Here is a 12,216-nt window from a genome sequence, read left to right as displayed (position 1 = left end):
CCGCGGGGCTTTCCCCCACCCCGCCCTTTCGCCGTTTCCCGGGCTCTGCCCGGACCCGCGCCTCAAACGCCGGCGAGGCTGCATTTCCAGCCCCGCCGGACCAAATCCAGCCCCGCCGGCGATTGAGGCGCGGGGGCCGGGGTCAGCGGGCCCGGTTCAGGGACTGGAGGGCGGCGCGCAGGAGCTGCGGAACCGGGGCCGAACCGCCGGCGGCAATCGCGGCCTCGGCCTGCGGCGTCACCGCCGAGACGGCCTCCTCGGCCTCCCGGGACGCATAGCCGAGCCCGATCAGCGCCGCGGCGAGCTGCTCGGTCCACGGCGCGGGCCCCGCCGCCGCGCGCTGCGCCCCCACCAGGCCACTGGAACCCAGCGGGGCCCCCAGCTTGTCCTTGAGCTCCAGGAGGAGCTTCTGCGCGCCCTTCTTGCCGATGCCCGGCACGGCCATCAGCGCCTTCTCGTCCCCGGTGGACACCGCCAGCCGCAGCGCGTCAGGGCTGTGCACCCCGAGCATCGCCTGCGCCAGCCGCGGCCCGACCCCGCTCGCGGTCTGCAGGAGCTCGAAGACCTGGCGCTCGTCGTCGTCCGCGAAGCCGTACAGCGTGAGCGAGTCCTCCCGTACGACCAGGGAGGTGGCCAGCCGGGCCTGCTCCCCCGTCCGCAGGCCGGCGATGGTGTTCGGCGTGCACTGCACGGCCATGCCCACTCCCCCGACCTCGATCACGGCGAGGGTGGGGGCGAGCGCGGCCACCGGGCCGCTGACGAAGGCGATCATCGGGTACGGCCTTTCGAGCCAGAGGCGTGGAGGGCGACCGCCTGCTGCAGGCGGTTCTGGGCGGGGGCCCGCCAGATGTGGCAGATGGCGAGGGCGAGGGCGTCGGCGGCGTCGGCGGGCTTGGGCGGTTCGGCCAGCCGCAGCAGCCGGGTGACCATGGCGCCGACCTGAGCCTTGTCGGCGCGGCCACTGCCGGTGACCGCGGCCTTGACCTCGCTGGGGGTGTGCAGGGCGACCGGTATCCCCCGTCGTGCGGCGCAGAGCATCGCGACGGCGCTCGCCTGGGCGGTGCCCATCACGGTGCTGACGTTGTGCTGGCTGAAGACCCGCTCCACGGCGACGACTTCGGGCCGGTGCGTGTCGAGCCACTCCTCGATGCCCTGCTCGATGGCGACGAGCCGGTCGCCCAACTCCGCGTCCGCGGGCGTCCGTACGACCCCCACCCCGAGCATGGTCAGGGGACGGCCGGCGACACCCTCGACGACGCCGACACCGCATCGCGTCAGTCCCGGGTCCACACCGAGTACGCGCACTCACCCACCCCTGCCTCTCGATCTCCTGTCCGGTGCAGGCTATCCGGCGCCACTGACAACGCGACGGGCCGACAGGGTGTGTCCCTGTCGGCCCGTCGAAATCGGTGCCCGGCTCAGGCGTCGACCTTCTCCATGACCTCGTCCGAGACGTCGAAGTTGGCGAAGACGTTCTGCACGTCGTCGCTGTCCTCCAGCGCGTCGATCAGCTTGAAGATCTTGCGCGCGCCCTCTTCGTCCAGCTCGACCTGCATGGTCGGCAGGAAGTTGGAGTCGGCCGAGTCGTAGTCGATGCCGGCCTGCTGGAGCGCGGTGCGGACCGCGACCATGTCGGTGGCCTCGCTGATGATCTCGAAGCTCTCGCCGAGGTCGTTGACCTCTTCGGCACCGGCGTCGAGCACCGTCTCCAGGACGTCGTCCTCGGAGAGCTCGCCCTTGGGCAGGAGCACGACACCCTTGCGGTTGAACAGGTACGAGACCGAGCCCGGGTCGGCCATCGAACCGCCGTTGCGGGTCATGGCGACCCGCACGTCGGACGCGGCACGGTTGCGGTTGTCGGTGAGGCACTCGATGAGCACCGCGACACCGTTCGGACCGTAGCCCTCGTACATGATCGTCTCGTAGTCGGCGCCGCCGGCCTCGAGGCCGCCGCCGCGCTTGACCGCGGAGTCGATGTTCTTGTTCGGGACCGAGCTCTTCTTGGCCTTCTGGATGGCGTCGAAGAGCGTCGGGTTGCCGTCGATGTCCGCGCCGCCCATACGGGCCGCGACCTCGATGTTCTTGATCAGCTTCGCGAAGAGCTTGCCGCGCTTGGCGTCAACCACGGCCTTCTTGTGCTTCGTCGTAGCCCATTTAGAGTGGCCGGACATCTGCCTGTCTCCTTCGCGTCACCAACAATGTTCGCCTCAGATCCTACCGGGACCCCGTCACAGCCCTGCGCGCACCATGTCGACGAAGTACGCGTGGACTCGGTCGTCGCCGGTCAGTTCGGGGTGGAACGAGGTGGCGAGGACGTTGCCCTGGCGCACGGCGACCGTGTGGCCGTCGTACGTGGCGAGCACCTCGACGGCGCCGCCGACGGACTCGACCCACGGGGCGCGGATGAAGACGCCCTCGACCGGGCCGTCCGCTATGCCCGCAAAGTCGATCTTCGCCTCGAAGGACTCGTTCTGGCGGCCGAAGGCGTTGCGGCGGACGATCATGTCGATGCCGCCCAGGGTCTCCTGGTCCTCGCGGCCGTCCAGGAGCTTGTCCGCCAGCATGATCATGCCGGCGCAGGTGCCGTACACGGGCATGCCGGCCGCCACGCGCTCGCGCAGCGGCTCCAGCATGCCGAAGAGCACGGCGAGCTTCGACATGGTGGTGGACTCGCCGCCGGGGATCACCAGGGCGTCGACCTCGGCGAGCTCCTCGGGACGCCGGACCGGCCTGGCCACGGCGTCCGCCGCGGCCAGGGCGATCAGGTGCTCCCGTACGTCGCCCTGGAGAGCCAGGACACCGATCACGGGTGTGTTCGTCATGAGGTGATTACCAGCCGCGGTTGGCGTAGCGCTCGGCCTCGGGGAGGGTGTCGCAGTTGATGCCGACCATGGCCTCGCCCAGGTTGCGGGACGCGTCCGCGATGATCTTCGGGTCGTCGTAGAAGGTGGTGGCCTTCACGATGGCGGCGGCGCGCTTGGCCGGGTCGCCCGACTTGAAGATGCCGGAGCCGACGAAGACACCCTCGGCGCCGAGCTGGCGCATCAGGGCGGCGTCGGCCGGGGTGGCGACGCCACCGGCGGAGAACAGCACGACGGGGAGCTTGCCGAGCTCGGCAACTTCCTTGACGAGCTCGTACGGGGCGCGCAGCTCCTTGGCGGCGGCGTACAGCTCGTTGTTGTCGTAGCCGCGCAGGCGGGCGATCTCGTTCTTGATCTGGCGCAGGTGACGGACGGCCTCGACGACGTTGCCGGTGCCGGCCTCGCCCTTCGAGCGGATCATGGCCGCGCCCTCGGCGATGCGGCGCAGGGCCTCGCCCAGGTTGGTGGCGCCACAGACGAAGGGGGTGGTGAACGCCCACTTGTCGGAGTGGTTGACCTCGTCGGCCGGGGTCAGGACCTCGGACTCGTCGATGTAGTCGACGCCGAGGGACTGCAGGACCTGGGCCTCGACGAAGTGGCCGATGCGGGACTTGGCCATGACCGGGATCGAGACGGCCTCGATGATCTCTTCGATCATGTTGGGGTCGGACATGCGCGCCACGCCGCCGTCCTTGCGGATGTCCGCGGGGACCCGCTCCAGGGCCATGACGGCCACGGCGCCGGCGTCCTCGGCGATCTTCGCCTGCTCGGCGTTGACCACATCCATGATCACGCCGCCCTTGAGCTGCTCGGCCATGCCGCGCTTGACGCGCGAGGTGCCGATGGCCGACTCAGCGGACTGGGGGGTGGTGGGAAGCGTGCTCACGGATTGACCTCACTCGAAAGGAAGACGGGTACCACAGGTCGTACGGGTACTACGCGTACTACTCCGCCGAGGAAACCCCACCGGACCAGTCCACTACAAGGGCCAATGTGGAGCCTGTGGCTCCCTCTTTTGTCCCTCGCGGCCCTAGGTGGGCCGATCGGCAAGATCCACCGGGGGCTCGTCGTCCATTTCGAAGGCCAGCGGGAAGGGTGCGTGGCCCGCCAGCCGGAACCAGCGGACCTTGCGGTGCCTGCGCAGCGCGCGGGCGGCCCGTACGGCGTCGTTGTGGAACCGGCGCGCCATGGGCACCCGGCGGACGGCAGCCGCCAGCTCCTCCGTGGCCTCCGCCCCGCCGGGAGCGGCCTTGAGCACCTCGACCTGGTCGACGTCGGCGAAGACGGCCCGCAGCGCCTGGCTGAGCTCGCTCTCGGCGACCTCGCGGTGCTCCTCCTCGGCCTGCCGGGCGGCGTGCGCGGCCTCGTACAGCACCAGGGAGGAGGCCGGGTCGAGCACCCCGGAGGTGGCCACCTCCACCACGACGGAGGCCCGGCGCACGAGCTGCGCGTCGAGCGCGGCCCGCGCGGCGTCCATCCGCGAGTGCAGCCGGTCCAGCCGGCCGGCGGTCCAGCTGAGGTAGACCCCGACCACGGCGAGCGCCACGGCGATCCAGACAAGGTTTTCGATCACGCTGCGCGACCTTACCGCTCCGCGAGCCCCCGGCTCCCACCGGGCTCGCCCCGCCGCCACCGGCACCCATAGGCTCGTGATCAACACCGTTCGGGGGGAACCATGCGGCTCACGCGCCACCGCGGCAGACCAAAGGCCCTGGCACTGCCGGCCACGGCCATCGCCCTCGTGGCCATGGCCACCGCCGGCTTCCTGTGGGACTCGGGCGGCCTCGTCCTGGTCGCCCGGATCAACGACTACGTCGCCCTGCTGGGGTGGCTCATCCTGATCGCGCTGACCGGGGCGGTACTGCTGGGGGTGACGAGGCCCGTGCTGCGCCTCGTTCTATGCGCCCTGCTCCTCGGCCCCGGCATCCCGATCATGCTCTTCGTCACCCTCCTCGCGTCGATCGGCACGACCGAGGAGACGAAGAACGAGGCGGCCCCGGGCCGCAGCGACCGGCGGCTGGTCGTGGTGGAGGGCTCGTCCTTCGCCGACCCGCTCTGGTCCGTCTACGTCCACGAGGGGACCTGGCCCCTGGAGCGCCGCCGGCTCGTCGGCTTCTTCGACGGCGACTTCGTCGCACTGAGCGAGGCCGTCTGGACGGCCCCCGACCGGATCCGCATGACCACCGGGGAGGGCGAGGTCCACGAGGTGACCATCGCCCCCGGCGGCCGGCCCGACCGGGCCGCCATCCCCCGGTGACGACCGGTCAGGAGGACGTGGTGTCCTTCGAGAAGCCCAGGCGGGTGCGGAGCGGGACGCGTTCGTCGGTGGCCACCGCCGCCGCGCCGTCCGTCACCGTCTCGTAGACGGCCAGGATGTCCGCGCCAACCGTGGACCAGTCGAAGCGGCGCACGTGCGCCGAGCCGCGGGCGCTGAGCTTCGCCCGGCGGTCCGGGTCGCGCAGGAGGGTGATCGCCGCCGTCGCGAGGGCGTCGGGGTCCTCGTTCGCGAAGAGGTCGCCCGCCCCGCCCTGGTCCAGGACCTGCGCGAAGGCGTCCAGGTCGGAGGCGAGGACCGCCGCGCCCGCCGACAGGGCCTCGACGAGGATGATGCCGAAGCTCTCGCCGCCCGTGTTCGGGGCCACGTACACGTCGACGCTGCGCAGCAGCCGTGCCTTGTCCTCGTCCGAGACCATGCCGAGGAACTCGACCCGCGCGCGGAGCTCCGCGGGCAGCGACGCCACCGCCTCCTCCTCGTCGCCCCGGCCCGCGACCAGCAGCCGGACGTCCGGGCAGGCCTCCACGATCTTGGGGAAGGCCGCCATCAGGACCGGCAGGCCCTTGCGCGGCTCGTCGATGCGGCCGATGAAGCCGAGGGTCTGCCCGCCCCACTCCGCCTTGGGCTCGGCCGAGGCGAAGAAGTCGACGTCCACGCCGTTCGGGATCACCACCGCGTCCCCGCCGAGGTGCTCCACCAGCGTGCGCCGGGCGTACTCGCTCACCGCGATCCGGGCGCTGATCTTCTCCAGCGCCGGCTGCAGGATCGGGTACGCGGCGATCATCGCCCGGGACCGCGGGTTCGAGGTGTGGAAGGTGGCCACGATCGGCCCCTGCGCCGCCCAGCAGGACAGCAGCCCCAGCGAGGGCGAGGCCGGCTCGTGGATGTGGATCACGTCGAAGGTGCCGTCGTGCAGCCAGCGCCGCACCCGGGCGGCGGAGAGGAAGCCGAAGTTGAGGCGGGCCACCGAGCCGTTGTAGGGCACCGGCACCGCCCGTCCCGCCGAGATCACGTAGGGCGGCAGCGGGGTCTCGTCGTCCGCCGGAGCCAGGACCGACACCTCGTGGCCGAGCCGGATCAGGTGCTCCGCCAGATCACGGATGTGGAACTGGACGCCACCCGGCACGTCCCACGAGTACGGGCACACGATGCCGATCTTCACTAGGCGCGCTCCTCCAGGTCGTCCAGCCACAGTCGCTGCAGCATGTGCCAGTCCTCCGGGTGCTCGGCGATCCCCCAGGCGAAGGCGTCCGCCAGCGCCTGTGTCATGACGGTGGTCTTCTCGGTCCGCGTCCCGGTCTTCGGCACGTCCACCTCGGGGTGGATCCGGCCGTACAACTTCGGCGTGTCCCCGTAGTGCAGGGTCGCCGGCAGCAGCACCGCGCCCGTCTGCTGGGCCAGCAGAGCCGGCCCTGCCGGCATGCGCGCGGTGGAGCCGAAGAAGTCCACCTCGACCCCGGAGGCGGACAGGTCCCGGTCCGCGACCAGGCAGACCATGCCGCCGGAGCGGAGCCGGCGCGCGAGGGTGCCGAAGGCGGCGCCGCCGCTGTGCGGCAGGACCTCCATGCCGAGGCTCTCCCGGTAGGCCACGAAGCGGTCGTAGAGGGTCTCGGGCTTGAGCCGCTCGGCGACCGTGGTGAACGGGGCGTCCATGTGGCCGATGGCCCAGGCCCCGGCGAGATCCCAGTTGGCCAGGTGCGGCAGCGCGACAATGACCCCGCGTCCGGAGTCGAGGGCCTCGCGCAGCAGGTGCTCGTCCTTGAACTCGACGTCCGTGCTGAACCGCCGCGGGTCCATGGTGGGCAGCCGGAAGGACTCCATCCAGTACCGCATGTACGAGCGCATGCCGGCCTTGGACAGCTCGCGCAGCCGCTCCGGACCGGCCTCGGGCACCACCCGGGCCAGGTTCGACTCCAGCCGCAGCACGCTCTTGCCGCGCCGCTTCCAGGCGAAGTCGGCGATCCGCCGGCCCAGGGCCACCGCGGCCGGTTCGGGCAGCTTCTTGACGCCGGCCCAGCCGAGCCCGTAGAGCCCGTCGACCAGCTTGTCCTGTGCGGCGCCCATCAGGCCGCGCCTCCTTCGGCGGCCGCGGCCGCGGCGTCGGCCTCCGCCGACTCCCGGCGCACGGTCACCACGCGCTGGATCAGCGTGACGAGCGAGCCCACGGCGACGATCCACAGCGCGATCGGCAGCAGCACCCCGATCCAGGACGGCACGCCGAAGATCTGCAGGCCGGACAGGCCGGCCGCGACCAGCGAGATCACCAGCCGCTCGGCCCGCTCGATGAGCCCGTTGACGGCGACCGGCAGCCCGATCGACTCGCCGCGGGCCTTGGTGTAGGAGACCACCTGGCCGCTGGCCAGGCAGAAGATCGCCACCGCGCACAGCGCGTTGTCGTTGCCGGAGCCCGCGTACCAGAGCGCGAGACCGCCGAAGATCGCCGCGTCCGCCACCCGGTCGAGGGTGGAGTCGAGGAACGCTCCCCACCGGCTGGAGATCCCGGCCTGGCGGGCCATGTTCCCGTCCACCAGGTCGGAGAAGACGAAGAGCGTGATGGTGATCGTGCCCCAGAAGAACTCTCCCCGGGGGAAGAAGAACAGCGCTCCGGCCACCACTCCGGCCGTGCCGATCAGGGTGACCGCGTCCGGGCTCACCCCCCGCCGGAGCAGAAAAGCGGCGAATGGCGTGAGAACACGCGTGAAGAATGCACGCGCGTACTTGTTCAGCATGGCCTTCCCGGAGGGTCGCTGGGCCGCACGGCCACCACGGCCACCGGCTGGCCCATCGTAGCCAGCACGCCGCCGCCCCCACGCCGCGCACCCACCGGTTCGTGCCGCGTAAGACGTACTTCACGCCACGGACCGCCTCCGGAGCGCCCCGGGTACACCCCGGGTACGCCTCCGGTACGACGTATGGACGCGGTGTGACACCAGTGCAAAGCTCGAAGAACCCCGGTTTCCTCCGCCGGGGAGTCCGCCGGGCATCAGCCCGGGCATGCGGATCGAAGACCGATCAAGGAACCGATCAAGGAACCCACCCTCCTCACCGTCACCACCGGGAGGCACGATCATCATGGGAGCCACATCACACCAAGCCGGAGCCGCCGGCAGGGCACCGACGGCCGACCGCCCCTCCGCCATCCGGAATGTCGTGCTGGTCGGCCACAGCGGATCCGGCAAGACCACGCTGGTCGAAGCGCTCGCCCTGACAGCGGGAGCGGTCAACCGGGCCGGCCGGGTCGAGGACGGCGCCACCGTCTCCGACTACGACGAGATCGAGCACCGCCGACAGCGTTCCGTCCAGCTGTCCCTCGTCCCCGTCGAATGGGGCGGGATAAAGATCAACATCTTGGACACCCCCGGATACGCCGACTTCGTCGGGGAACTCAGGGCCGGTCTGCGCGCCGCGGACGCGGCCCTTTTCGTCGTCTCGGCCTCGGACGGGGTCGACGGGGCCACCCGCATGGTCTGGGACGAGTGCGAGGCCGTCGGCATGCCCCGCGCCATCGTCGTGACCCACCTGGAGGCCGCCCGCTCCGACTACGCGCAGATGACCACCGTCTGCGGCGAGATCTTCGGCGCGGACGACCCCGACGCGGTCGTCCCGCTCTACCTGCCCCTGCACGGCCCCGCCGGTCCCGACGGGCACGCCCCGGTCACCGGCCTGCTCGGCCTGCTCTCCCAGCGCGTCTACGCGTACTCCTCCGGCGAGCGCGTGGAGCGCGACCCGGACCCCGCCGAGCTCTCCCTCATCACGGACGCGCGCGCCCGCCTCATCGAGGGGATCATCGCCGAGAGCGAGGACGAGAGCCTCATGGACCGCTACCTCGGCGGCGAGGACATCGACATCAAGACCCTCGTCGACGACCTGGAGCGGGCCGTCGCGCGCGGCACCTTCCACCCCGTCCTGATGGCCGCTCCCGCCGCCGACGGCGCCCGCCAGGGCCTCGGCACCGTGGAGCTCCTCGAACTGATCACCGGCGGCTTCCCCACCCCCCTGGAACGCGCCGCCGTCACCGTCACCCGCCCCGACGGCACCGCCCGGCCCGCCGCCACCTGCGATCCCGACGGCCCGCTCGTCGCCGAGGTCGTCAAGACCTCCTCCGACCCCTACGTCGGCCGCGTCTCCCTCGTGCGCGTCTTCTCCGGCACCCTGAAACCCGACGAGACCGTCCACGTCAGCGGGCACGGCCTCGCCGACCGCGGACACGAGGACCACGACGTCGACGAGCGGATCGGCACCCTCAGCTCCCCCTTCGGCAAACAGCAGCGCGTCCTCACCCGGTGCATCGCCGGGGACCTCGCCTGCGTGGCCAAACTCACCCGCGCCGAGACCGGCGACACCCTCTCCGCCAAGGACGACCCGCTCCTGATGGAGCCCTGGACCATGCCCGACCCGCTGCTCCCCCTCGCCATCGAGGCCCACAGCAAGGCCGACGAGGACAAGCTCTCCCAGGGCCTGGCCCGGCTCGTCGCCGAGGACCCCACCATGCGGCTGGAGCAGAACCCGCACACGCACCAGGTCGTCCTGTGGTGCCTCGGCGAGGCCCATCAGGACGTCGCCCTGGAGCGGCTGCGCACCCGCTTCGGGGTCCAGGTCGACCCCGTCCCGCACCGGGTGAGCCTGCGCGAGACCTTCGGCGCCAAGGCCGCCGGGCGCGGCCGGCACGTCAAGCAGTCCGGCGGCCACGGCCAGTTCGCCATCTGCGAGATCGAGGTGGAGCCACTCCCGCCGGGCAGCGGCATCGAGTTCGTCGACAAGGTCGTCGGCGGCTCGGTGCCCCGCCAGTTCATCCCGTCCGTGGAGAAGGGCGTACGCACCCAGGCCGCCCGCGGGGTCGCGGCCGGCTATCCGCTCGTCGACGTGCGCATCACCCTCCTCGACGGCAAGGCGCACTCGGTGGACTCCTCCGACGCGGCCTTCCAGACCGCCGGCGCCCTCGCCCTGCGCGAAGCCGCCGCCGAGGCCCGCATCGACCTGCTCGAACCGGTCGCCGAACTCGCCGTCCTGATCCCCGACGAGTACGTCGGCCCCGTCATGAGCGACCTCGCGGGCCGTCGCGGCCGCGTCGTGGGCACCGACCAGGCCGGCCCCGGGCGCACCCGGGTCCGCGCCGAGATCCCCGAGATCGAGATCGGCCGCTACGCCGTCGAGCTGCGCTCCGTGTCGCACGGCACCGGCCGCTTCGCCCGGGCCTATGCCCGGCACGAGCCGATGCCGCCCCAGATCGCGGAAAAGGTGCGTGAACAGGCCGAGAAGGGAAGCTAGTTGACATAGGACCGGGGAGGCCGCCCACCCAACCAGCTTGCGGTGGGCGGCATTTCCCTGTCCCATGACCACGGGGCGAGATCCGCCGATAGGCTCATCGGCGCACCAAAAGAGCACGAACGCACAGCGATGGGGGCAGCGGTGGCGGACGACGGATTCGACTTCAGGCCCGGAGCGCAGATTCCGCTGCAGGGCGGCGGGGGGCAGACGGCGGCGACCAACGCCCTCGCCTCGGCCGCGTACCGCGACGGCGGCAAGGACACGAAGCTGGACGCCATACTCGGCGCGAACAGCGAGAACCACCCGGCCACGGTCAAGCTCCCGAAGCTCTCCCTCTTCGAGCCGAGCCTCGGCGAGGCCTTCTGCCGGGCCGTCGAGGCCCGCACCCTGGGCCCGGGCCGCAAGGCGCTCATCCAGTCCTTCGGCGCCGATCCGCAGACCGTGGTCGAGCACTGCCTGGCCGCCTCCCACATCCGCAAGGACCGCGACCGCAGGCTCCGGCTGATCATGCTGGTCTGCGGCCTGCTGTTCCTGCCCGGTCTGCTGCTGTGGCTGGGCCTCTTCCAGCTCCGCAAGAGCCTGTCCTCCAGTGGCGGCAAGCACAGCTCGTGGCTGGGCACCGTGCTCCTGGTCGGCGTCGGCATCGTGGTGGCCGTCCTGATGTTCCGGCTGCCGCTCACCGGCTTCCTCGGCCTCTACACCCGCGGCATGATCATCGCCCCGGTCCTGGGCTGGCTGCTCGCCCGCCGGACCTGCGAGGCCACCGCCCGGGACCTGCGCGCCCGCTGGGACGGGCTGCTGTCCGGCGACGGGGTCGGCGCCAAGATCCCCGAGGCCGTGCCCGGCAACCCCGACGAGAAGGCGCGCGAGGACCTGCGCCACCAGCTCGCCAAGCTCACCGCGGAGGACCGCAGCAACCAGGTCTTCTACGCGGGCCCCAAGGGCATCCTCGGCATGGGCACCCGCTGGGGCAGCTGGCAGATGGCCGAGGAGCTCGCCCCCAAGAGCGAGGGCATGGAGATCCACCCCTTCCGCAGCTGGGACGTGGTCCGCGCGATCGACGCCCAGCTCCGCAAGCTGGAGCGGGGCCCCCTGCACACCGGCGGCTTCCCGCCGGCCGCGATCCAGCACTGGATCGTCACCCCGGTCGGCGAGGGCGCCGGCGAGGTGGCCCGCCCCACCGGCGAGAACGTCGACGCCTTCCTCATCAAGCCGCACGAGATCACCCGGATCTGCAACGAGCAGCAGTTCAACGCCGGCAACCGGCACTACCTGGGGATCCAGTACCCGCTCTGGGACGGCCAGCTGGTCATCAACATGCTGGTCACCGTCACCGTGCTCTACAAGACCCTGCGCGTCGACGTCACCGCGCACGCCCTGGGCCCCGTGCACGGCCTGTTCACCACCAAGTCCAAGGCCCCGGTGGTGGAGGTGCCCAAGAGCATCCGCTTCTGGGAGACCGTGGAGCGCCCGCTGCCCCTGGTGGACACCCAGGAGGTGGTCCGCCTGGCCGTGCGGGCCCCGCTGACCTGGTACCCGCCGGTCCTCGACTTCTTCGGCGGCAAGCTGGTCCTGCCCGAGCCCTTCGGACTGCGGCACGTCTGGGCGAGCTCGATGTGGCGCCACCGCTTCATGGCGGACGACGCCCTGCGCACGGTGGCCCCGGTCCTGCGGTCGATCCACGCGGCGACCTTCAAGGTGCTGGAGGAGAACGGCGTCGACACGGACCGCTTCACCAACCGCTCGTCGATCATGAGCGGCCTCATCCAGGAACCGTCGCCGCGCAAGGCCGACGTCTACGACGCGTAGGTA

At 71.5% G+C, this 12,216-nt stretch carries 12 protein-coding genes; 3 read left to right on the top strand and 9 right to left on the bottom strand.

The window, feature by feature from the left end; genetic code table 11:
• Window positions 1-142 precede the first annotated feature (142 nt).
• From ruvA to OG534_RS29925, 6 genes are all read right to left on the bottom strand, one after another.
• On the bottom strand, window positions 143-772 hold the full coding sequence (gene ruvA, locus OG534_RS29950; protein WP_326592162.1) for a Holliday junction branch migration protein RuvA: 630 nt from the start codon (window positions 770-772) through the stop codon (window positions 143-145).
• Window positions 769-1,305, bottom strand: a complete 537-nt coding sequence (gene ruvC / locus OG534_RS29945) for a crossover junction endodeoxyribonuclease RuvC (RefSeq protein WP_326592161.1) — start codon at window positions 1,303-1,305, stop codon at window positions 769-771. The genes ruvA and ruvC overlap by 4 nt, the downstream gene beginning before the upstream one ends.
• Before the next feature lie 113 nt (window positions 1,306-1,418).
• Window positions 1,419-2,171: a YebC/PmpR family DNA-binding transcriptional regulator gene (locus tag OG534_RS29940; protein WP_031143614.1), complete on the bottom strand. Its 753-nt coding sequence runs from the start codon at window positions 2,169-2,171 to the stop codon at window positions 1,419-1,421.
• A 57-nt stretch (window positions 2,172-2,228) separates the two neighbouring features.
• Window positions 2,229-2,822 (bottom strand): pyridoxal 5'-phosphate synthase glutaminase subunit PdxT, encoded by a 594-nt coding sequence (pdxT, locus tag OG534_RS29935; RefSeq protein ID WP_326592160.1) that lies wholly within the window; start codon window positions 2,820-2,822, stop codon window positions 2,229-2,231.
• Window positions 2,823-2,829: 7 nt separating this feature from the next.
• Window positions 2,830-3,747, bottom strand: a complete 918-nt coding sequence (gene pdxS, locus OG534_RS29930) for a pyridoxal 5'-phosphate synthase lyase subunit PdxS (RefSeq protein ID WP_326592159.1) — start codon at window positions 3,745-3,747, stop codon at window positions 2,830-2,832.
• A 144-nt stretch (window positions 3,748-3,891) separates the two neighbouring features.
• A complete protein-coding gene (locus tag OG534_RS29925; protein ID WP_326592158.1) occupies window positions 3,892-4,434 on the bottom strand; it encodes a hypothetical protein in 543 nt (180 codons plus the stop codon).
• 102 nt (window positions 4,435-4,536) lie between these two features.
• Here OG534_RS29925 and OG534_RS29920 point away from each other — a divergent pair, with 102 nt between their 5' ends.
• Window positions 4,537-5,118 carry a hypothetical protein gene (locus OG534_RS29920; protein ID WP_326592157.1) on the top strand — a complete coding sequence of 194 codons (582 nt, stop codon included), beginning with the start codon at window positions 4,537-4,539 and terminating at the stop codon, window positions 5,116-5,118.
• A 7-nt stretch (window positions 5,119-5,125) separates the two neighbouring features.
• On the opposite strand, the gene OG534_RS29915 is transcribed toward OG534_RS29920, so the two are convergent.
• From OG534_RS29915 to pgsA, 3 genes are read right to left on the bottom strand one after another with little or no spacing between them, the layout of a single operon-like run.
• Entirely contained in the window at window positions 5,126-6,298 is a 1,173-nt protein-coding gene (locus OG534_RS29915; RefSeq protein ID WP_326592156.1) for a glycosyltransferase family 4 protein, read from the bottom strand.
• A complete protein-coding gene (locus OG534_RS29910) occupies window positions 6,298-7,200 on the bottom strand; it encodes a phosphatidylinositol mannoside acyltransferase (RefSeq protein ID WP_326592155.1) in 903 nt (300 codons plus the stop codon). The genes OG534_RS29915 and OG534_RS29910 overlap by 1 nt, the downstream gene beginning before the upstream one ends.
• Window positions 7,200-7,865, bottom strand: coding sequence for a phosphatidylinositol phosphate synthase (pgsA, locus tag OG534_RS29905; protein WP_326592154.1), 666 nt, complete (start codon window positions 7,863-7,865; stop codon window positions 7,200-7,202). The genes OG534_RS29910 and pgsA overlap by 1 nt, the downstream gene beginning before the upstream one ends.
• A 343-nt stretch (window positions 7,866-8,208) precedes the next feature.
• Here pgsA and OG534_RS29900 point away from each other — a divergent pair, with 343 nt between their 5' ends.
• Window positions 8,209-10,404 (top strand): elongation factor G-like protein EF-G2, encoded by a 2,196-nt coding sequence (locus OG534_RS29900; protein WP_326592153.1) that lies wholly within the window; start codon window positions 8,209-8,211, stop codon window positions 10,402-10,404.
• Window positions 10,405-10,545: 141 nt separating this feature from the next.
• The gene (locus OG534_RS29895; protein ID WP_326592151.1) at window positions 10,546-12,213 is read left to right on the top strand and encodes a hypothetical protein; all 1,668 of its coding nucleotides are present in this window, start codon (window positions 10,546-10,548) and stop codon (window positions 12,211-12,213) included.
• The last annotated feature ends 3 nt before the right edge of the window (window positions 12,214-12,216 follow it).

The organism is Streptomyces sp. NBC_01294 (assembly GCF_035917235.1).
Taxonomy (GTDB): domain Bacteria; phylum Actinomycetota; class Actinomycetes; order Streptomycetales; family Streptomycetaceae; genus Streptomyces; species Streptomyces caledonius.
This window is presented reverse-complemented; position numbering and strand designations above follow the sequence as displayed.